The sequence below is a fragment of the Jongsikchunia kroppenstedtii DSM 45133 genome (assembly GCF_000380485.1).
Classification (GTDB): Bacteria; Actinomycetota; Actinomycetes; order Mycobacteriales; family Mycobacteriaceae; genus Jongsikchunia; species Jongsikchunia kroppenstedtii.
On sequence record NZ_AQYG01000048.1, the window covers coordinates 41740 to 63633 of the forward strand.

At 68.2% G+C, this 21894-nt stretch carries 15 protein-coding genes and 2 tRNA genes; 9 read left to right on the forward strand and 8 right to left on the reverse strand.

Annotation, left to right across the window (positions count from 1 at the left end):
• The first annotated feature begins 341 nt into the window (after window positions 1-341).
• Both G341_RS0112775 and acpS read left to right on the forward strand, forming a co-directional pair.
• A complete protein-coding gene (locus G341_RS0112775; RefSeq protein ID WP_018179541.1) occupies window positions 342-9638 on the forward strand; it encodes a type I polyketide synthase in 9297 nt (3098 codons plus the stop codon).
• Complete coding sequence (acpS, locus tag G341_RS0112780) at window positions 9635-10033, forward strand: holo-ACP synthase AcpS (protein ID WP_018179542.1); 399 nt, start codon at window positions 9635-9637, stop codon at window positions 10031-10033. Before G341_RS0112775 ends, acpS begins: the two co-directional genes overlap by 4 nt.
• Before the next feature lie 55 nt (window positions 10034-10088).
• On the opposite strand, the gene G341_RS0112785 is transcribed toward acpS, so the two are convergent.
• The gene (locus G341_RS0112785; protein WP_018179543.1) at window positions 10089-10703 is read right to left on the reverse strand and encodes a TetR/AcrR family transcriptional regulator; all 615 of its coding nucleotides are present in this window, start codon (window positions 10701-10703) and stop codon (window positions 10089-10091) included.
• Window positions 10704-10731: 28 nt separating this feature from the next.
• Window positions 10732-11226, reverse strand: a complete 495-nt coding sequence (gene bcp / locus G341_RS0112790; protein WP_043451524.1) for a thioredoxin-dependent thiol peroxidase — start codon at window positions 11224-11226, stop codon at window positions 10732-10734.
• 126 nt (window positions 11227-11352) lie between these two features.
• Between bcp and G341_RS0112795 the strand changes: the two genes are divergently transcribed.
• The 6 genes from G341_RS0112795 (at window position 11353) to G341_RS0112820 (ending at window position 17062) form a co-directional block, all read left to right on the forward strand.
• Window positions 11353-11574 carry a DUF3618 domain-containing protein gene (locus tag G341_RS0112795; RefSeq protein WP_026303616.1) on the forward strand — a complete coding sequence of 74 codons (222 nt, stop codon included), beginning with the start codon at window positions 11353-11355 and terminating at the stop codon, window positions 11572-11574.
• A gap of 38 nt (window positions 11575-11612) precedes the next feature.
• Entirely contained in the window at window positions 11613-13166 is a 1554-nt protein-coding gene (locus tag G341_RS0112800) for an aldehyde dehydrogenase family protein (protein ID WP_026303617.1), read from the forward strand.
• The gene (locus tag G341_RS0112805; protein WP_043451479.1) at window positions 13150-14151 is read left to right on the forward strand and encodes an alpha/beta fold hydrolase; all 1002 of its coding nucleotides are present in this window, start codon (window positions 13150-13152) and stop codon (window positions 14149-14151) included. The genes G341_RS0112800 and G341_RS0112805 overlap by 17 nt, the downstream gene beginning before the upstream one ends.
• A 55-nt stretch (window positions 14152-14206) precedes the next feature.
• Window positions 14207-14282 (forward strand) — tRNA-Lys (locus G341_RS0112810).
• 253 nt (window positions 14283-14535) lie between these two features.
• Window positions 14536-15765, forward strand: coding sequence for a L,D-transpeptidase (locus G341_RS0112815; protein WP_018179548.1), 1230 nt, complete (start codon window positions 14536-14538; stop codon window positions 15763-15765).
• Window positions 15766-15853: 88 nt separating this feature from the next.
• Window positions 15854-17062, forward strand: a complete 1209-nt coding sequence (locus tag G341_RS0112820) for a L,D-transpeptidase (protein WP_018179549.1) — start codon at window positions 15854-15856, stop codon at window positions 17060-17062.
• Here G341_RS0112820 and G341_RS0112825 read toward each other — a convergent pair whose 3' ends face one another.
• From G341_RS0112825 to orn, 6 genes are all read right to left on the reverse strand, one after another.
• Complete coding sequence (locus tag G341_RS0112825) at window positions 17063-17785, reverse strand: VOC family protein (protein ID WP_162140715.1); 723 nt, start codon at window positions 17783-17785, stop codon at window positions 17063-17065.
• Between the two features lie 44 nt (window positions 17786-17829).
• Window positions 17830-18105 carry a globin family protein gene (locus G341_RS22005; RefSeq protein ID WP_018179551.1) on the reverse strand — a complete coding sequence of 92 codons (276 nt, stop codon included), beginning with the start codon at window positions 18103-18105 and terminating at the stop codon, window positions 17830-17832.
• Window positions 18102-18752, reverse strand: a complete 651-nt coding sequence (locus G341_RS0112835; RefSeq protein WP_018179552.1) for a helix-turn-helix transcriptional regulator — start codon at window positions 18750-18752, stop codon at window positions 18102-18104. The genes G341_RS22005 and G341_RS0112835 overlap by 4 nt, the downstream gene beginning before the upstream one ends.
• A 264-nt stretch (window positions 18753-19016) precedes the next feature.
• Entirely contained in the window at window positions 19017-19292 is a 276-nt protein-coding gene (locus G341_RS23525) for a DUF3761 domain-containing protein (protein WP_187329180.1), read from the reverse strand.
• Window positions 19293-19461: 169 nt separating this feature from the next.
• Window positions 19462-19537: transfer RNA gene (locus G341_RS0112840), tRNA-His, on the reverse strand.
• A 70-nt stretch (window positions 19538-19607) separates the two neighbouring features.
• Window positions 19608-20207 carry an oligoribonuclease gene (orn, locus tag G341_RS0112845; RefSeq protein WP_026303620.1) on the reverse strand — a complete coding sequence of 200 codons (600 nt, stop codon included), beginning with the start codon at window positions 20205-20207 and terminating at the stop codon, window positions 19608-19610.
• 98 nt (window positions 20208-20305) lie between these two features.
• Between orn and G341_RS0112850 the strand changes: the two genes are divergently transcribed.
• Window positions 20306-21892 carry a helicase HerA-like domain-containing protein gene (locus tag G341_RS0112850; protein ID WP_018179554.1) on the forward strand — a complete coding sequence of 529 codons (1587 nt, stop codon included), beginning with the start codon at window positions 20306-20308 and terminating at the stop codon, window positions 21890-21892.
• The last annotated feature ends 2 nt before the right edge of the window (window positions 21893-21894 follow it).

The window sequence follows — 21894 nt, forward strand, 5'->3', positions numbered from 1 at the left end:
CTTCGAATCGTGACCATGGCGGCCGCGCGGCCGGCCCGGATGCGGTGAGTCGGGTCTCCACCAGCACAGACAGTGGCCACGCTGACACGCTGGTCAAACGACCGAAAACGCCCACGTCAGGTTACCCACGGGTATACCCACGGGTCACTTAAGAACATGAGGAAAACCTCACTTTTCTGTGTAACCATGATCGGGTGCGAAAGCTGACGTCGTCGGCTGTGCATTCGAAAACTTAAGTGCAGTAACGGCGTTCATCGCGTCGTCGCTGCGTTGCCACGATTTGCGGCAACGACCGGCTCCGCCGCAAGCGGCGCTCCAACCGACGTATGGGAGAGACACGCGTGACCATTCACGAGTACCGGATCGGCACCCACCAGCTCAGCGATGCCGCCGACAGCGCGACTCTGATCGGGCGACTGGAGGCCGGGCAGCTGTACGCCGTGGCTTTCGGTGGCCAAGGCGTCCCGTGGCTGGCCCCGCTGGCCGAGTTGGTGGTCGACGCCGACCTGGACCGTGAGCTGCGTGCCCTGGTGACCGCCGCGGAGCAGCTGTTGGAACCCATTGCGGACCGGCTGGCGCCGGCCCGTCCGGCCGGTTTCGCCCCGCTCGAGTGGGCGCGGGCGCAGGCGGCCGCCGAGGCCGCCGAAGACCTCGAGGACGCCACGGCCGGCAGCCCGGCCGTGCCCAGCCACGCCATCCTGACATCGGCGGCCGTGTCGGTGCCCGGCATCGTGCTGGCCCAGCTCGCCGCCATTCGCGCGCTGCGCAAGCAGGGGATCGACTTCACCGCGACGCCGCCCGTGCGCATCGTCGGACACTCGCAGGGTGTGCTCGCCGTGGCCGCGCTGGCCGAGGGCAGTGAGGGCGCCGGCGAGGGTGCCATCCTGGCCTTCGCGCAGCTGATCGGCGCCGCCGGCGCGATCGTTGCCGGACGTACCGGCCTGGTCGCGGGTGCCGACGGCAGCCCGATGCTGTCGGTGACGAATATCGAGCCGCAGCGGATGTCGGAAATCCTCGATGAGTACCGCGAGACCCTGGCCGAGGACGAGCGCGCCTTCGCCCCGGTCATCTCGATCATCAACGGCCGTCGGTCGGTCGTGCTGTCCGGTCGGCCGCATCAGCTGCGGGCCGTCCAGCAGCTCTGCGAGCGGATCGCCGAGTCCGAGGCCGACGAGCGCACCCGGAAGCTGACCGGCGGCGCCCCGCTGAACCCGACCTTCGACGATCTCGATGTCGCCATCGGCTTCCATCACCCGGCGCTGGCCCCCGCGGTCGATCTGGCCGTCGAGTGGGCCGGACCGCTCGGCCCGGACGCCGCCCGGGCCCGCGAGGCCGCGCGGGCCGTCCTGGTCGACCCGGTCGACTGGCCGGACGCCATCGACTCGGTCGTCGATGCCGGTGCCGCATGGGTGCTCGATCTCGGACCCGGCGATGTCGCCACCCGGCTGTCCAGTCCGCTGCTGCGCGGACGGGGCGTCGGCCACGTCGCCGCCAGCACCCGCGGCGGTCAGCGAAACCTGTTCTCGCCCGGTGGAATTCCGGATGTTCCGGCCGGCTGGTCGACGCATCGCCCGCAGCTGGTCGAGCTGCCCGATGGCCGCCGCGTCGTCGACACCGCATTCACCCGGCTCACCGGCCGGTCGCCGATCCTGCTCGCCGGCATGACTCCGACGACCGTCGATCCGGCCATCGTCGCGGCTGCCGCCAACGGCGGCCACTGGGCCGAGCTGGCCGGCGGCGGTCAGGTGACCGAGGCGATCTTCGCCGAGAACCTGGCCAAGCTGACCGAGCTGCTGGAGCCCGGCCGCCAGGTGCAGTTCAACTCGCTGTTCCTGGACCCGTACCTGTGGAAACTGCAGCTGGGCTCCACCCGGCTGGTGCAGAAGGCCCGCGCGGCCGGCGCCCCGCTGGACGGCGTCATCGTCACCGCCGGAATCCCCGAGCTGGAGGACGCGGTCGAGCTGATCGATGAGCTCGCCGACGCCGGGTTCCCGTACGTGGCCTTCAAGCCCGGGACCGTCGAGCAGATCCGTTCGGTCATCCGCATCGCCGCCGAGGCGCCGCACTTCCCGGTGATCGTGCATGTCGAGGGCGGCCGCGCCGGCGGCCACCACTCCTGGGAGGACCTCGACGACCTGCTGCTGTCGACCTACGCGGAGCTGCGCGCCCGCGACAACGTGATCGTCTGCGTCGGCGGCGGAATCGGCACCCCCGAGCGCGCCAGTGCGTACCTGACCGGTGCCTGGTCGGTCGAACACGGTTATCCCGCAATGCCGTTGGACGGCATCCTGGTCGGCACCGCGGCGATGGCGACCCTCGAGGCCACCACCGCCCCCGAGGTCAAGCAGCTGCTCGTCGACACCCCCGGACATCCGGAATGGATCGGCGCCGGACACGCGAGCGGCGGAATGGCCTCGGGCCGTAGCCAGCTCGGTGCCGACATCCACGAGATCGACAACGCCGCCTCGACGGCCGGCCGGCTGCTCGACGAGGTCGCCGGCGATGCCGACGCCGTGGCGGCCCGCCGCGACGAGGTGATCGCCGCAATCGCCGGAACCGCGAAGCCCTACTTCGGCGACGTCGCGACCATGACCTATCGCCAGTGGCTGCAGCGCTACCTGGACCTTTCGGTGGACTTCCGTGCCGCAGAGGTCAATTGGACCGACGTTACCTGGGAGGACCGCTTCGTCTCGATGATCGAGCGGGCGCAGGCCCGGCTGCATCCGGTCGACCGCGGGCCGATCGAGGCCCTCGTCACCCGCGAGCAGATCATCGCCGACCCGAACGCCGCGGTCGAGACGATCGCCGCCGCGTACCCCGAGATCGACGGCGACATCCTGCATCCCGCCGATGTCGCGTTCTTCCTGGAGCTGTGCAAGACGTCCGGCAAGCCGGTCAACTTCGTGCCGGTCATCGACAAGGACGTCCGCCGCTGGTGGCGCAGCGACTCGCTGTGGCAGGCGCATGACGACCGCTATGCGGCCGATGCCGTGTGCATCATTCCCGGCCCGGTGGCCGTCGCGGGTATCACCCGCGTCGACGAGCCGGTCGCCGACCTGCTCGACCGCTTCGAGGCCCGCATCGTCGCCGACCTGACCGCCGCGGGTGTCTCGGCGTCGGCCGCCGGTGCCCGACGACTGGCCGGCACCTCCGACGGCGGCGTGCTGCGCCTGGCCACCCTCGCCGACCACGTGCAGTGGGCCGGCCGGATGGTTCCCAATCCGGTTGTCCTGCTGGGTGATCGGGACCAGTGGCGCTTCCAGAACGAGGACCGCGGCGAACACGATCCTACCGGTGCGGTGCTCGAGCGCGACGGCGACACCGTGGTGCTGCGCGCCCCGGTCGGCCGCAGCGAGCTGACCCTGGTGATGGAGATCGACGAGTCGGCGATCGACGGCGGCGCGCCGCGCGTCAGCGCCGATGCGGCCGCGGACGCCATGCGCACCCTGCTGACCATCGCGGGCGGTGGCGATCTGCCGGCGGCCCGTAACGGCGTCGCGACCCTCACCACCGAGCTCACGCCCGAGATCGTCGCCGACCACGCGGCGGTCACCACCTTCTCGTTCCCGCAGCGCCTGACCGCGTCGGTGCCGCGCACCGGCGCCGGCTTCATCAACCCGGATGCGGTGCTGGGCCTGGCCTGGCCGGCGATCTTCGCGGTGATCGGCGCGGCGGAGGCCGCGGACGGCACGCCGCTGCTGGAGGGCCTGCTCGACCTGGTCCACCTGGACCACGCCGCACGCACCGTGAATGAGATCCCGGTCGCCGGCGCGCCGGTGGCGGTCGCCGCCGAGGTGCAGTCGGTCGACGATGCCGATCTGGGCCGCGTCGTGACCGTGGAGGTCACGGTCAGCGAGGCCACGACCGACGACGGTGCCGAGCCGAAGGACCTCGTGGTCTTCACCGAGCGGTTCGCAGTCCTGGGTCGTGGCGGGGGCGACGCCCTGGCCGATCCGGTCCGCGCGGGCGGCGCCCTGAGCGCCGATGCCACCGACACCACGCGCCGGAAGCTGCGCGTCGCGTCGATCACCGCCCCGGACTTCATGGGTGGATTCGCCACCGTGTCCGGCGACCACAACCCGATTCATACAGACGCCGTCGCCGCCAAGATGGCCGGCCTGGGTGACCCGATCGCGCACGGCATGTGGCTGTCCGCGGCCGCGCAGCATGTCGCGACGTCCGTCGACTCGGTCGACCCGATTCCGGTGCCGCGGGCGCTGACAGGCTGGACCGCCCGGTTCACCGGCATGGTCCGCCTGGGTGACCAGATCGACCTCCGCGTCGACCGCGTCGGCCGCGACAACGGCGGCGACATCATCGAGGTGACGGCCAAGGTCGGCGACAATCTCGTGATGGCGGCGACCGGCCGGCTGACCGCGCCGAAGACCGTCTACGCGTTCCCCGGCCAGGGCATCCAGAGCAAGGGGATGGGCCTGGACGCGCGCGCGTCGTCGGCCGCCGCCCGCGACGTGTGGGACCGCGCCGACGCGCACACCCGTGAGGCGCTGGGCTTCTCGATCCTGGCGGTCGTGCGGGACAACCCCACGACCCTGACCGTCGGTGACACCGTGTACCACCACCCGGACGGTGTGCTGTTCCTGACGCAGTTCACCCAGGTCGCCATGGCGACCCTCGGTGTCGCGCAGATCGCCGAGCTCAAGGAGAGCGGCGCCTTCGTCGAGGGCGCCATCACCTGCGGCCACTCGGTCGGCGAGTACAACGCGCTCGCCGCGTGCGCCGGCGTCCTGCCGCTGAACGCGGTGCTCGAGGTCGTGTTCCAGCGCGGCGAGGCGATGCATCACCTCGTCCCGCGAGACAGCAAGGGCCGCAGCAACTACCGGCTCGCCGCGATCCGGCCGAGCCAGTTCGGGATGTCCGACGACGAGGTTGTCGAGTTCGTCTCCGAACTCGGCCGCAGCGAGGGCGAGTTCCTCGAGGTCGTCAACCTGAACCTGCTCGGCTCGCAGTACGCGATCGCCGGCACGGTCGCCGGCCTGGAGCGCCTGGAGGCCGAAATCGACCGGCGCCGTGAGGAATTTGGTGGCAAGCGGGCCTTCATCCTGATCCCGGGTATCGACGTGCCGTTCCACTCGACGGTGCTGCGCGACGGCGTGCCGGAGTTCCGGCACCGGCTCGAAGAGCTCCTCCCGGAGACCCTTGACCCGGAGATCCTGGTCGGGCGGTACATCCCGAACCTGGTTCCGCGGCTGTTCAATCTGAGCCGTGAGTACGTGCAGGAGGTCGCCGACCTCGTTCCGTCGGAGCCGCTGGACGACGTGCTGGCCGATTGGGACAGCTGGGCGGCCCGTCCGGCCGAGCTGACCCGGGTGCTGCTGATCGAGCTGCTGGCCTGGCAGTTCGCCAGCCCGGTGCGCTGGATCGAGACGCAGGATCTGCTGTTCACCCCGGCCGAGCGTGGCGGACTCGGTATCGAGCGCATCGTCGAGGTCGGAGTGCAGTCGGCGCCGACGCTCGCCGGTCTCGCGACCAACACGCTGAAGCTGCCGGGCTACTCCGATGCCCGGGTGCAGGTGCTGAACCTGCAGCGCGATGCGGCGGTCGTGCTGTCCGACGAGCCCGACAACGACATCGAGGACGACGAGATCGTCGAGGCTGCTGCCGAGGCCCCGGCCGCCGCTGCAGCACCGGCGGCGGCTCCCGTCGTACCAGCCGCCCCGGCCGCTGATCCGGGTGCGCCGCGTCCCGCGGACATCCCGTTCACCCCGGCCGACGCCGTCAACACGGTCATCGCGCAGTGGACCAAGATCCGTCTGGATCAGATCGGCCCGGCCGACACGATCGAGGCACTGTGCGACGGCGTGTCGTCGCGCCGGAACCAGCTGCTGCTGGACGTGGGTACCGAGCTCGGCCTGGGCGCCATCGACGGCGCCGCCGAGGCGGACATGGGCGCCCTGGCCGGCACGGTCAACGCGCTGGCACGCGGCTACAAGCCGTTCGGCGCGGTCCTGACCGACGCCATCGGCGACCAGCTGCGAAAGGTGTTCGGTCCCAAGGGCAAGCGTCCGGCATACGTTGCCGAGCGGGTCACCTCGGTGTGGCAGCTCGACAGCGGATGGGCGCAGCACGCGTCGGCCATGCTCGCGCTGGAGACCCGCGAGGGCGCCAGCGTGCGCGGCGGCGACCTCGGCTCGCTGGGCGTCGATCTCGGCGACATCGACGGCCTGATCGACGCGGCCGTGGCGAAGGTCGGCGCGGATCGCGGTATCGCCGTGAGCAAGCCGGTCGCGGCCGGTAGCGGTGGCGGCACCGTCGATGCGGCCGCGCTGGGCGAGCTGACCGAGCAGATCACCGGCCGGGACGGCGCACTCGCCGCGGCGGCGCACGCGATCCTGGCCAAGCTGGGCCTGGACGAGGCGCCCGCCGATATTTTCGACGCGGACGAGGCCGATTCGGCCGCAATCGAATTGGTGAGCAACGAGCTCGGCACCGACTGGCTGCGCGCCGTCGCGCCGGCCTTCGACGCCCGCCGCGCGGTGCTGCTGGACGATCGCTGGGCCTCCCAGCGTGAGGATCTGGCCCGCCTGTGGCTGACCGACGAGCACGACATCAATCGCGACCACGAGGACATCGCCGCCCGGTTCGCCGGCGCCGGCGACGTGGTCGCCGAGCACGCCACCTGGTGGCAGGGCAAGGCCCTCGCCGTCGGCGACAGCGTGCGGGCCCGCGTGTACGCCGACATCGCCCACGCCGCAGAAGATCCCGCGGCCGGTCAGTGGGCCGGCGAGGTCGCGGTCATCACCGGTGCCAGTGACGGCTCGATCGCGGCGGCGGTCGCCGGCGGACTGCTGCGCGGCGGTGCCACGGTCGTGGCTACCACCTCGCGGCTGAACGACGAGCGCCTCGCTTTCTTCAAGCAGCTTTACCGCGACAACGCCCGCCACGGCGCGGCGCTGTGGGTGCTGCCGGCGAACATGGCGTCCTACGCCGACGTCGACGCGCTCATCGAGTGGATCGGCAACGAGCAGACCGAGAATCAGGGCGGCGCGAACGTCGTCGTCAAGGACGAGCTCAAGCCGACGCTGCTGTTCCCATTCGCCGCACCGCGCGTCATGGGCACCCTCGCCGACGCCGGCCCGCGGGCCGAGCTGGAGATGAAGATCCTGCTGTGGTCGGTGGAGCGCCTCATCGGCGGACTGTCGACGATCCATGCGGATCACAACATCTCAGCCAAGCTGCACGTCGTGCTGCCCGGTTCGCCGAACCGCGGCATGTTCGGCGGCGACGGCGCCTACGGCGAATCCAAGGCCGCACTCGACGCGCTGGTCACCCGCTGGTCGGCGGAGTCGGCCTGGAACTCGTCGGTCACCCTGGCGCACGCGCTGATCGGCTGGGTGCGCGGCACCGGGCTGATGGGTCAGAACGACCCGATGGTGGAGGCCGTCGAGGCCGCGGGTGTGCGCACCTGGAGCACCGACGAGATGGCCGTCGAGCTGCTGGCGACGTGCTCGCCGCAGGCACGCTCGGAAGCGGCCGACAAGCCGCTGGTCGTCGACCTGACGGCCGGGCTGAGCACCGCGAATCTGGATCTGCCGGCATTGATGGAGCAAGCCACCAAGGATGCCGACGAGAAGGCCGACGCCGCTGGGACCGACGCTATTGGGTCCGCCGATTCGGCCGTCGACACGATCGACGCCCTGCCGTCGCCGGCCCGACCGGATTCGGCACTGGCGCACACCTGGTCGGATATCGATGCGGCGCCGGAGGATCTCGTAGTGATCGTCGGTGCCGGCGAGGTCGGCCCCTACGGTTCGTCGCGGACCCGGTTCGAGATGGAGGTCTCCGGGGAGCTGTCGGCGGCCGGTGTCGTCGAACTGGCCTGGAACACCGGCCTGATCGTCTGGGAGGACACCCCGAAGCCGGGCTGGTACGACGGCGAGACCGGCGAGCCGGTCGCGGAGTCGGACATCGCCGAGCTGTACCACGACGCGGTCATCGAGCGCTGCGGCATCCGTCGCTACGCCGATGACGGTGCGATGGTGGATAATTCGGCGCCGCTGCTCGAGTCGGTATTCCTCGAGGAGGACATGACCTTCTCGGCCGGTTCCGAGGCGGCCGCCCGGGCGTTCCTGTCGGCCGAGCCGGCCAACACCCGCATCTTCACGGACCCCGAGACCGGCGACTGGAAGGTCACTCGTAAGGCGGGCACGCAGATTCGCGTTCCGCGCCGCTTCGAGATGAGCCGCACCGTCGGCGGCCAGATCCCGACCGGCTTCGATCCCACCCGCTGGGGCGTGTCGGCCGACATGGCCGAGTCGGTCGACCGGGTGGCCCTGTGGAACCTCGTCGCCACCGTCGACGCGTTCCTGTCGTCGGGCTTCGAGCCGGCCGAACTGATGCGTTGGGTGCACCCCGGCCTGGTGGCCAACACCCAGGGCACCGGCATGGGCGGCATGTCGTCGATGCGGTCGCTGTACATCGACACCCTGTTGGGCGAGTCGAAGGCGAACGACATCCTGCAGGAGGCGCTGCCGAATGTGGTTGCCGCCCACGTCGTCCAGTCCTACATCGGCAGCTACGGCGCGATGATCCACCCGGTCGCCGCCTGCGCGACGGCTGCGGTATCGGTCGAGGAGGGCGTCGACAAGATCAAGCTCGGCAAGGCGCTGTTCGCGGTCGCCGGCGGCTTCGACGACCTCGGCATCGAGGGCATCGTGGGCTTCGGCGACATGTCGGCCACCGCAGACTCGGCGACCATGGCGGACAAGGGGATCGACCCGCGACGCTTCTCGCGGGCCAACGACCGACGCCGCGGCGGATTCGTCGAATCGGCGGGCGGCGGCACCGTGCTGCTGGCCCGCGGCGACGTGGCCGCGCAGTTGGGCCTGCCGGTTCTCGGCGTCGTGGCCTGGGCCCAGAGCTTCGGCGACGGTGTGCACACGTCGATCCCGGCACCGGGCATCGGTGCGCTGGGTGCCGCACGCGGACAGGAGAATTCGCCGATCGCCCGCGCCCTGCGGACCCTCGGTGTGAGCGCCGACGATGTCGCGGTGGTCTCCAAGCACGACACCTCGACGAAGGCCAACGACCCGAACGAGGCCGAGCTGCACGAGCGTCTCGCCGACGCATTGGGCCGCAGTGCGGGTGCGCCACTGTTCGTGGTGTCGCAGAAGAGCCTGACCGGCCACGCCAAGGGCGGCGCCGCGGCGTTCCAGCTGATCGGCCTGTGCCAGATGCTGGCGGCCGGCGTGATCCCGCCGAACCGCAGCCTGGACTGCGTCGACGAGGAGATGGCCGAGCATGCCCGGCTGGTGTGGCCGCGCGAGGCGCTGCGCTTCGGCGAGCGGTTCCCGCTCAAGGCCGGTCTGCTGACCAGCCTCGGATTCGGTCACGTCTCCGGCCTGATCGCGGTCGTGCATCCGGAAGCCTTTGTGGCGAGCCTGGATTCGCGGCAGCGTGACGATTACCGGGCGCGGGCCGCGGAGCGTTCGCGCCTCGGCCGCCAGCGTCTGCTGGAGTCGATGCACGGCGGCGATGCCGCGTACAGCCGGCCGGCGTCGGGACGTCGTCTGCCCGACGAGGAGTCGCATGAGGCCGAGGCGCAGATGCTGCTCGACCCGCAGGCTCGGCTCGACGAGCAGAACGCCTACCCGGCCGTCACCGGCACCACGGGTCAGTGAGCGTCGTCGGAATCGGGATCGACCTCGTGTCGATCCCGATGTTCGCCGAGCAATTGCGTCAGCCCGGAACCGCGTTCGCACAGGGCAACTTCACCGTCGCCGAGCGACGTGATTCTGCGGTCGGAACCAGCCGTGAGACAAGACATCTCGCGGTCCGCTGGGCGGCGAAGGAAGCGGTGATCAAGGCCTGGTCGACCAGCCGGTACGGCCGGTCACCCGTGCTGAAGACGGTGCCGCCGACCGACATCGAGGTGGTGACGGACGCGTGGCGGCGGCCGGCGATCCGGTTGTCGGGCGAGATCGCGGAGCACCTGCGCGACTGCACGATTCACCTGTCGCTGACGCACGACGGCGACACCGCCGGCGCGGTGGCGGTGATCGAAGACAACAAGTAGCAAGTAGCGACGCGGGTCGGCCCGAGACCCGGGCCGACCTGCGTCGTTCAGTCAGCTACTCGGTCTCCTCCAGCATCAGGTAGCCGCCGAGCATCCGTTTGAGTTCGGCGACGACCCGGGCGTGGTTCTGGCCATCGCGCACCGAGAAGCTCAGCAGCGAGTACGCGGTGTGCACCAACACCTCCGACATCATGTGCCGGCGGGCCCGCTGGCTGGGCGTCAGCGGCGACAGGATGCGCGAGACCTGGTCGGCCAGCTCCTTCTCGTGGATCGCGGCGGTGGCGCGGGTGGCCGGCGTCGACTGCACCGCGAGCCACACGGCGCGCCGCGACGGGTCGTCGCGCCAGAGCCGGGCGAGGTGATCGAGAAACTTCTCCAGCAGCCGCAGCCAGTTCAGCGACGGGATCTCGTTGGCGAACGCCTCGAGCTCACTCTGCACGGCGACGGCGTCCTGACGATCGAGCTCGCAGACGATGACGTACTTGTTCGCGAAGTACTGGTACAGCGTGCCGATCGGGACGCCGGCGCGGGCGGCGATCTCTTCGCAGGTCAGCGATTCGAAGCCAACCTCGATGAGCAGTTCGCGCGCCGCCGAGAGCATGGCGTCGAACCGCAATTGGCTGCGCTGCTGCGTCGGCCGCTTCCGCGGGAGCAGCGGCTGCGCAGTCATTGTCGTGTTGTCCACGGGACCGTCTGACTCAGACCGACAGGTCCCGCCGAAGCTTGGCGACGTGGCCGGTGGCGCGCACGTTGTACTGGGCCACCTCGATCTTGCCGTCGGCACCGACGACGAAGGTCGAGCGGATGACGCCGGTGACGGTCTTGCCGTACATCTTCTTCTCACCGAAGGCGCCCCACGCGGTGAGCGTGCTGCGCTCGGGGTCGGACAGCAGCGGGAAGGTCAGCTTCTCGTTGTCGCGGAACTTGGCCAGCTTCTCGGGCTTGTCGGGCGACACGCCGATCACGTCGAGCCCGGCATCGCCCAGCTCGCTGAGGCTGTCCCGGAAGTCGCAGGCCTGCTTGGTGCACCCGGGGGTGCTGGCCGCGGGGTAGAAGTACACGATGACGCGCTTGCCCTTGTAATCCTTCAGGTCGACGATGTTGCCGTCGGCATCGGGCAGTCGCAGTTTCGGAGCCTTGTCGCCGGGTTCGAGCCGCAAGTTACCTGTTTTGAGCCCTGAATTATCGGTCACGCCGTTCACGCTACGGTAATAGCCTGATCGGTGAACACGACACTCACTGGTGCAGCAACGATGATGCCCACGGCGAAGCCGATTGCAGAGAGCCATGGCGACGCCGATCGAACTGAGGAGGTCCCGGTGGCCCGCGACAGCGAAAACATCGAGCGTGAGATCGAGCAGGCCCGCAACGAGCTGGCCCAGAGCCTGGATGCGCTCGCCGTGCGTGCCAATCCGCAGCGGCTCGCCGCCGACGCGCAGGCAAGCGTCATGGCGACCTTGAACAAGCCCGTCGTTCGGTATTCACTGGTGGGAGTCGGCGTCGTTGTGATCGCCGTCATCATCAAGAAGGTGGTCAGCTAGGCGTTCGCGCCCGCTGGCCCTCCCGAGAGGAGCCGGCGATGACAGCCGTAGAGAACTCCCCGGGCACGTCGACCGCGCAGCCGCGGCAGGTGGACGTGCACAACCCCGCCACGGGCGGACTCGTGGGCTCGGTGCCGATCGATTCCGCGGCCACGGTCGCCGCGAAGGTCGCCAAACTCCGTGTCGCGCAGAGCGAATGGGAGGCGATGGGCCCGGCGGGCCGGCGTGGCTGGCTGCTGCAGTTCCAGGACTGGATCCTCGACCACGCCGAGCACATCGCCGATGTGCTGCAGTCCGAGACCGGCAAGGTGCGCAGCGAAGCGGTGGTCGAGGCGCCGATGGCCGCCGACCTGCTGAAATACTGGGCCAACAGCGCCCGCGAGTTCCTCGCCGATCGCAACCCGAAACCCCATGCGCCGCTGGGAAAGACGAAGCGGCTAACCCAGGTGTACCGGCCGTATCCGGTGGTCGGTGTGATCACGCCGTGGAACTTCCCGTTCGCCATGCCGGCGCTCGATGTGATCCCGGCGCTGGCCGCCGGGGCGGCCGTGCTGCTCAAGCCGTCCGAGGTGACCCCGCTGTCGGCCGTGGAGTTCGTGCGCGGCTGGACCGAGATCGGCGCGCCCTCGGTGCTCGACATCGCGACCGGCTACGGCGAGACCGGCGCGGCTGTGGTGGACAACGCCGACTACGTGCAGTTCACCGGTTCCACCAAGACCGGGCGCCTGATCGCTCAGCAGTGTGCGTCCCGGCTCATCCCGTACAGCCTCGAGCTCGGCGGCAAGGACCCGGCGATCGTGCTGGCCGATGCCGACCTCGACCGCGCGGCGAACGGAGTCGCCTGGGGTGGCCTCTTCAACTCCGGTCAGGTCTGCGTCTCGATCGAGCGGGTGTATGTCGAGGAGGCGGTGCACGACGAGTTCGTCGAGAAGCTGGTGGCCAACGTCGAGGCGCTGCGCCAGGGCAATGACGATCGCGGCTACAAGTTCGATGTCGGGGCGCTGGCCACCGGCACGCAGCGCGACATCGTGAGCAAGCATGTCGACGAGGCGATCGCGGCCGGCGCCGTGGCCCGCACCGGCGGCAAGCCGACCGGCGTCGGGACCTTCTACGAGCCGACCGTGCTCACGGGCGTCGACCAGTCGATGTCCTGCATCCGCGAGGAGACGTTCGGGCCGACGATCCCGGTCGTCAAGGTGGCGAACGCCGACGAGGCGGTGCGCCTGGCGAACGACTCCGAGTACGGCTTGTCGGCGACGGTGTGGACCGGCGACCTCGACCGCGGGGAGGTGATCGCGCGGCAGCTGGAGGCAGGCGCCGTCAACATCAACGACGCGCTGGCGAACCTCTTCAGTTTTGCGCTGCCGATGGGCGGCTGGAAGGAATCGGGTGTCGGTGCCCGCTGGGGCGGACCGGCCGGAATCCTCAAATACTGTCGCGTGCAGGCGATCACGGCGCCGCGGGTGCCGGTTCAGCAGAAGGAGCTGAACTGGTATCCGTACTCCAAGCGCAACAGCAGGATCGCCATGGGCATCATGCGCGCCTCGGCGGCACGCGGCCTGCGCAAGTTCCGGCGTGGAGGCAAGAGTTAGCGCGGAAGCCTCGATCTCACACCACCAGGTGCCGGTCGGGGATATCGAGCTGCATGCCGCCGTCTGCGGGCAGGGGCCGGCCGTCGTGCTGTGCCACGGATTCCCGGGCCTCTGGTACTCCTGGCGCCATCAGCTGCCGGCGCTGGCCGCCGCGGGCTATCGGGCCATCGCACTGGACATGCGCGGCTACGGGCGGTCCAGCGCGCCAACCGATCCGGCCGCCTATGACCGGGTGAATACGGTGGCCGACGTCGAGGGCGTCCTCGATGCCCTCGACGTCGACCAGGCGGTGTTCGTCGGGCACGATTTCGGCGCGCACCTGGTGTGGGATCTGCCTGACTGGCTGCCCGATCGCGTGCGTGGGCTGTTTCAGTTGTCGGTGCCGCGAGTGAAGCCGATGCCGATCCGGCCATCGGACGCCTTCAAATACCTGGCGTCGCAACACTTCGTGCACCTGGAGTACTTCCAGGAGCCGGGGGTGGCAGAGGCCGAACTGGACCCCCAACCACGGCGATTCCTCGCGACGCTGTTCCATGCGCTCAGCGGCGCCAACCGCTACCTGGACTGCTGGGAGCATCCGGCGTTCGTCGACGGCCGACGCAACGGTTATCTCGAGGTGCTTCCGGAGCCGCCGGCATTGCCGTGGCCGTGGTTGACCGATACGGAATTCGATTACTACGCAACCGAATTCGGTCGTACCGGGTTCACCGGCGGGCTGAACTGGTATCGCGCCGAAGATCGGGTGTGGGAACAGAACGGTGCCCGTGAGCAGCGGCCGATCGAGGTCCCGGTCGGGTTCATCGCCGGCAGCGTCGATCCGGTCCTGCAGATGCTGGGGGAGCACCCGTTCGAGCAGATGGAGGAGCTGGTTCCGGGGCTGCGAGGCGCGGAAATCATCGATGGCGCAGGGCATTTCGTCCAGATGGAACGGCCGGAGGCGGTCACGTCCGCGATGCTGGGCTTCCTGGGTGAGGTGCATCGCTGAGAGTCGATTTCCTATTCGGGCGCTGCGCCTGTTATCGTTCCATCTCGCATCGCCTGCGCCATTAGCTCAATTGGCAGAGCAGCTGACTCTTAATCAGCGGGTTCGGGGTTCGAGTCCCTGATGGCGCACCACGGAAGGCCACCCGAGAATCGGGTGGCCTTCTTCGTTCCCGGACGTCTCCAGGTCATGCTTCGACCGGCGTCTAGCAGAGTTTCCGCCGTGCGAGTGGGACCGACAAGTGTGATGTATTCGAGATCCGGACATTGCCAGGTGGGTAAGCTGATTTGCCGCATTCCGGTTGGGGAGTACCCAGTGTTGGCCACTAGACTGCCGGTGATGTATCAGGTCGCGGGGGCGCCTGGCGGAGACTTTATGGAGAGAGCAGTGCGTTTCGTGGTGAATCATCGTGCGCGCCAGGCCGGTCTGGCCCTGGCAGTGTTCGCGGTCGTCGGTGCCGCAGCGGCGTGCTCGTCGACCAATTCGTACAGCAGCAACATTGACGGTCAGGCGGCCTCGCTCGATTCGGTGGTCGGGCCCGACGTCACCGTGAGCGCTCAGGGCAAGGCCCTGGCCAGCGGAGCCGACGATGTGCAGCCCGGGACGCCCCTCGTGGTCAACGCCGACGCCGGTCGACTGACGAATGTGCAGGTCACCAGCGGGTCCGGCGGCCACGTCAAGGGCGCGTACTCCAATAACGGCAAGACCTGGACCAGCTCGGAGCCCTTCGGCTACGGCAAGGAGTACACGGTCAACGCGCAGGCGTCCGGTGTCGGCGGCTCGGCATCGCTCAAGCCGATCAACTTCACGACGACCGAGCCCAACGGCGTCATCGATGCGTCGCTGCTGCCCGATCGGCAGGCCGATCCGGTCGTCGGTATCGCCCAGCCGGTGGTCATCAAGTTCGATACCCCGATCCCGAACAAGACTTTGGCGCAGAGCCTCATCCACATCACCACCAACCCGCCCGTCGAGGGCGCTTTCTACTGGCTGAGCGACTCCGAGGTGCACTGGCGGCCGCAGAACTTCTGGGCGCCCGGCACCAAGGTGCACGTGGATCTCAAGACCTACGGCCACGACCTCGGTGGCGGCTACTACGGCGCGGAGGATCAGAGCACCGATTTCACCATTGGCCGCTCGCTGATCTTCACCGCCGACGACGACACCCACACCATCACGGTCGCGGAGAACGGCAAGGTCATCCGCACCATGCCGACGTCGATGGGTGAGCACACATCGAGCAACGTGACGCCGAACGGCACCTACATCATCGGTAACCGTCAGGACAGCATCGTGATGGACTCGTCGACCTACGGGCGTCCGGTCGACGGCCCGGGAGGCTACAAGGAGACCGTCTACCACGACACCCAGATGTCCTACAGCGGCATCTACATGCACTACGCGCCGTGGTCGATCGGCTCGCAAGGGTCGGAGGACGTCAGCAACGGCTGCCTGAACCTCAACTACGACAACTCGACCTGGGTGCAGCACAACACGCTCCGAGGCGACCCGGTGATCGTCAAGAACACCCCTGGTCCGATCCTGCCCGGCAACGATGGGCTCGGCGACTGGAACACGCCTTGGAACGTCTGGAAAGCCGGCAACGCCAACAGCTGACATCCGTTGGGCCGTCGTGCGTTCGATCGACGTTCGGTGAGCGGGCACGATGTGCGATTTGTCCGAATGACTAGGTACACTCGGCGGCATGTTTCGGCGGTTGTTTGTGGGGGTGGCGTCACTGCTGACGGTGGCGGCCGTGGCTTCGTGTTCGGTCGACGGCGGCAACGACTACTCCGGTGAGGTCAACAGTTCGACCCAGCTCGACGAGGTGCTTGTTCCGGGTATCAAGGTCTCCAGTGCCGACCGGGACGGCAAGCCGGCCATCGTCAAGGACGGCGCGGTCGGCGTGCAGCCGGGCGCCCCGATCGTGGTGTCGGCCGTCGACGGCCGACTGACCTCGGTCCGCATCGACAAGGCGGACGGTTCTCCGGTCCGCGGCGCGTTCAGCGAGGGAGGCCGTGTCTGGACCAGTGCGGAGCCGTTCGGCTACAACCGCTCCTACAGCGTGGTCACCGAGGCCCGCAGCGTGGGCGGTACCGCGAAGTCGCGCACGGCGTTCACCACCAAGGCGCCGAACAACTTGACGCAGGCATACCTGACGCCCTCGCCGGGCGAGACGGTCGGCGTCGGACAGCCGGTGTCGGTCAAGTTCGACGAGCCGATCAAGGATCGCAAGGCCGCCGAGGCCGCGATCAAGGTCACGACCGATCCGCCGGTCCCCGGTGCGTTCTACTGGATCAGTGACACGGACGTCCGGTGGCGCCCGGCCGAGTACTGGAAGCCGGGCACCAAGGTGTCCGTCGACGTCCGCACCTACGGAATCGACCTGGGCGATGGCCTATTCGGCCAGGAGAACGTCAAGACGAACTTCGTGGTTGGCCGCAAGCAGATCTCTCGCGTCAGTGACAACGACAAGATCGTGCGCGTCGAGCGTGACGGCAAGGTGATTCGCTCCATGCCGACGTCGATGGGCAAGCCGGGCGACGAGACGGACAACGGCATCTATTTGGTCGCCGACAAGCACGACATGATCATCATGGATTCGTCGACCTACGGCGTCCCCGTCAATTCGTCGAACGGCTACCGAACCCCAGTCAACTACGCGACGCGGATGTCCTTCAACGGCATCTTCTTCCACTCCGCACCGTGGTCGGTGTGGGCGCAGGGCAACACCAACACCAGTCACGGGTGCCTGAACCTGAGCCCCGATGATGCCCTGTGGATCATGGAGAACTCGTTGCGGGGCGACCCGGTGATCGTCACGGACACCACCGGCGGCACGCTCGCCGGCACCGACGGTCTGGGCGACTGGAACATCCCGTGGGAAATCTGGCAGCGCGGTAACGCCAGCTAGTCACGTGGTGACGGGCTGGAGCTCTGCTTCGATGAGGATGGTCGGTACGGTGAGCGCTCGATCGCGCACGGTGCAGACTCGGGTGCCGGGCTTGCGGCCGTCTCGAATCTCCGAGACCGGCACTCCGGCAGCCGTCAGGCGGGCGTGAGTCGCGTCCAGATCGACACTGCGCCAGGCGATACCCCAGATGGCGTCATCCCCAGGGCCGGCCGATGACACCTCCGTGCCCGCGGTGACGAGCAGTTCGAGGAAGCCGTCGCCGCAGCGGAAGAAGAGTTGCCGCATGCCCTGGAACTTCGTCTGGTCCAGCCGCAGATCCAGGCCCAGTCGGGCGCCGAGCGTCGCGACCGCCCGGTCCGGCTTGGCGGTCGTGTACACGATGTGATCGAGGCCGACGATGTCCACCGGCGCCGCGCCACTGCTCAACGGCTCGCCACGGGTCTCGTCGGTGATGGACAGCGTCACGCCGTGGATGCCGACGGCCGGCGCCGGATCATCGCTGAGGGCGAGGCCGCGTCGCCGGAGCAGACGGGTCGACGCGTCCAGATCGTCGACGGTGAAGCGCACGGCTGATGCGCCCGCAGTATCTCCGGAGATGAGTTGCACTGCTCCCGTGGTGGTTTCGGCGTCCACCGCCGGCCCGAACAGGGTGCGATAGGCGGCATCCGCGGCAGTCACGTCCGGTGTGGTGAGTGTGACGCTGTGGAATCCGGTGATGTTCATGGGCTCCATGCAAGCACACGGGCGGTGTCAGGAGACGGCCGATGTCAGGACGGATGCGATGTCAGGACGGATGCTGTGCGGTCGCGTGCGCGATGAAGTCGGCGAGGGTAGAGCTTTGCGCCGAACAACACGGTCTCCCAGAAGTCACACATCACAGGCAGATGAGACTCCAGGCCCTTCGCGCGGATCTCCTGGAACGGTTCGGCGAGAACGTGATCGACCAGCACTCGGCCGTAGAAACGGCGCAGCAGTGCCTCGATGGCTGCGCGATCCGCCAGGTCGGTGCGTTGCTCGAGTGCCCGGAGTGCGTCAGTGCTCACGCGCCGGCTCCGATCGCGGCGAGATGCGCCACGCACAGATCGGGCTGCACGAACGGCTCCAGCCGGTCGACTGTGAGCGGGGCCGACCGGGCCTCGAGTACACCCTTCATCAAGCCGAGATGGATCGGGCAGACCACGGATCGATCGGCGGCACCCATGTCGAGAAAAGGGCAGTGGCGCAGGTTGATTCGCGTGGTATTCGCTGCAGACTCCGGTGCGAACCCGAGATCGTCAAGAACCCGCACCAGTTCGGCGGCGGCCGCACCCGCGTCGGGGTTCTTGGTCGGCGACGACGTCAGCCCGCGACCCCACGATCGGCCGGCTTCGATGGCGCGAGCGGTGCCGCTCGGCTCGTCGGCGAGCTGGGCGATGAGGATGTCTGCGAGCAGGCGATAGTTGCGCGGCCCGGCCGGATCCATGCCGCGGTGGGCGCGGAACATCTGGGCCGGCCTACCGGGGCCGGTCGGCCCGGCCTCGACGCGTTCGGCCTGGCCGTCGGCGAGGAGGGCCTCCAGGTGGAACCGGACGGTGTTGGGGTGCACAGCCAGCTGTTCGGCGATCTCCGCGATGCTCATCGGCGCCCGCGCATCCCGGAGCGCGGCCAGTACCCGTGCTCGGCGGCCGGTGCGTGCGGGCTGTGGCGTCATTGCGTCATCACCTCGATTCGCGGCCCGACAGAGTCCTGGAGGAGCGCAGCTCTAGTTTATACAAATCTAAATTGTATAAACTAGGCAGGCGTGGTCCGGGAGCCTGATCAGCGTGATGCGGCGTCGGGCGCTCACGACGCCATCTTCGGTGGACTTCGGTGAGGTGCGTCAGCGACTCGGGATTGCATGTCGATGAATTTGTCGCGTGAGCAACGGGTTTCATGCCAGCGGGCCGGCCGCGGAGACCGCTGGCGAAGCGTCGGGCTAGTTGAGCCAGTCGGCCACGCCGCCGTGACCGGAACATGTGCCCTTGTGATGCTGTGAGAACGACCAGTCGCCGTCGCGGCATTGTGCCGTCGCCCCGGCCGGCGGACTACCGCCGCCTGCTTGCGGGTCGGGGACGCAATTGCCGTCTGAATTGCTGTAGTCCCCGGCGGGGCAATCGGATATGCCGCTGTCGGCGTTCGCAACTGCTGGGGCCACGAGAAGCGCCCCACCCAAGGTTAATGCTGCGATGAAACTGACCATGGTTCGTTTCATGGTCGCCCCCTGACCTGGTGTAATGCTCGACTGAGCATAGCGCCGGCCAGGCCAGCACGAACACAGCGCGTGTTGTGCGCGATTGATGTGAATCGGCACCGGGCAAGGATCACTTCCGCCCGGAAACGAAATGAGCGGACCGCCTCGGCGAGCCGCTCATTTCGAAGTTTGGGGTGGACGACGGGACTCGAACCCGCGACAGCCAGAATCACAATCTGGTGCTCTACCAACTGAACTACGCCCACCATCGACCCCGTTGCCGGAGCCAGGGAGTTACTTTAGCGTCTCTGCGGTCGCGATTGCCAATCGATACCGTCAGGCCGGTCCGAGCTGCCCGACGGCGGCGTCGATACTGTCCTGGTCGGGTCCCGGGTCGGCGACGAAAGCCGTTGCGCGGTAGTACTTCAGCTCGCGAATTGATTCGCGGATATCGGCGAGCGCACGGTGCGCGAGACCCTTTTCCGGCTGGCTGAAGTAGATCTTCGGATACCAGCGCCGGCAGAGTTCTTTGATCGAGCTCACATCGATCATCCGGTAGTGCAGAAACGTGTCCAGCTCGGGCATGTCCCGGGCGATGAAACCGCGGTCGGTGGCGATGGAATTGCCTGCCAGGGGCGTCTGCCCGGCGACGGGGATGTGTTCGCGCAGATACGCCAGCACCTGCTGCTCGGCGTCCGCCAACGTCACCGTCGAGGCACGTACCTCCTCCGTGAGGCCGGAGTTCGCATGCATCTTCTGCACCACGTCCGGCATGTTGGCCAGTGCCTCGTCGTCGGCATGGATGACCAGGTCGACGCCCTCGCCGAGAATGTTGAGGTCGCTGTCGGTCACCAGCGCGGCGATCTCGATCAATTTGTCACCGGCCAACGACAATCCGGTCATCTCGCAGTCGATCCACACCAGTTTGTCTTGCACCCGAACAACCATAGGCGACTACGCGATCGGGATAGTCTGCACATCGGTAAATGGCAGTGCATTGTTGGTGAATCACCACCAAGGGAAGCAGGAACGGTATGGCAGACGCATCGAGCGCGGCACAGCAGATCGCAGCGGGTTACGAGACCGGTGGAACGGCTCTCGAGCTCGGCACCGTCGTCGTGAACGGCGAGGTCGATCCGGCCGCCCGGGTGCGGATCCCGCTCGCGATGATGAACCGGCACGGGCTGATCGCCGGTGCTACCGGCACCGGCAAGACCAAGACACTCCAAGTGGTCGCCGAGCAACTGTCGGCGGCGGGCGTGCCGGTCGTCATGGCCGACATCAAGGGCGACCTCTCCGGGCTGTCGGTTGCGGGGGAGTCGAACGACAAGGTCACCGAGCGGGCCAAGGACACCGGCGACGACTGGCAGGGTGCTTCCTATCCGACCGAGTTCGTGTCGCTGGGCACCGGCGGCATCGGTGTACCGATCCGCGCGACCATCACCTCGTTCGGTCCGATCCTGCTATCGAAGGTGCTGGGGCTCAACGACACTCAGGAATCGACCCTCGGTCTGATCTTCCATTGGGCGGATACTCAGGGACTGGCTCTGCTGGACCTGAAGGACCTCAAGGCCGTCATCACCCATCTGACGAGCGACGAGGGTAAAGCCGACCTGAAGGGTATCGGCGGCGTCTCGGCCGCCACGGCTGGCGTCATCCTCCGTTCGCTCGCGAACCTGGAGGCAAACGGCGGCGACACGTTCTTCGGCGAGCCGGAGATCGACCCGGCCGACCTGATCCGGACCGCGACGGACGGTCGCGGTGTCATCACGCTGTTCGAACTCGGCGATCAGTCGGCCCGCCCGGTGTTGTTCTCCACCTTCCTGATGTGGATCCTCGCGGACCTCTTCCAGTTCCTGCCCGAGGCGGGTGACCTCGACAAGCCGAAGCTGGTGTTCATCTTCGACGAGGCGCATCTGCTGTTCGCCGACTCGTCGAAGGCGTTCGTCGAGCAGGTCGTGCAGACGGTGAAGCTGATCCGTTCCAAGGGCGTGGGCGTGTACTTCTGCTCGCAGATGCCGACCGACATCCCGAACGATGTCCTGTCGCAGCTGGGTGCCCGCATCCAGCACGCCCTGCGCGCCTTCACCCCGGACGATCAGAAGGCTCTGAGCCGCACGGTGAAGACCTACCCGAACACCGACGTCTACGACCTCGAAAAGGATCTGACGGCACTCGGGATCGGCGAAGCGATCGTCACAGTGCTGTCGGAGAAGGGGGCCCCGACGCCCGTGGCGTGGACGCGGCTGCGGCCGCCGCATTCGCTGATGGACACGATCGGCGACGACAAGATCAAGGCGGCCGCCGCGGCCAGCTCACTGCAGGACAAGTACGGCGAGACGATCGACCGCGAGTCCGCCTATGAGAAGCTGAACGCGAAAATGGCTGCGGCCCAGCCGGAATCCGGTGACGGCGCCGCGCCGGCCGGTGATTCGCCGTTCGCGGGCGCCGAGGGCAATGCGACGGCGACGGGCAGCACGCCGCGCGGCAAGAAGCAGGAGGAGGGCGCCGTCGAGCAGGTGATGAACAACGCCGCCGTCAAGAGCTTCATGCGGTCCGCGGGCACCGCCATCGGGCGCGAGATCACCCGGTCGCTGTTCGGCGCCGCGCGGCGCCGCTGACC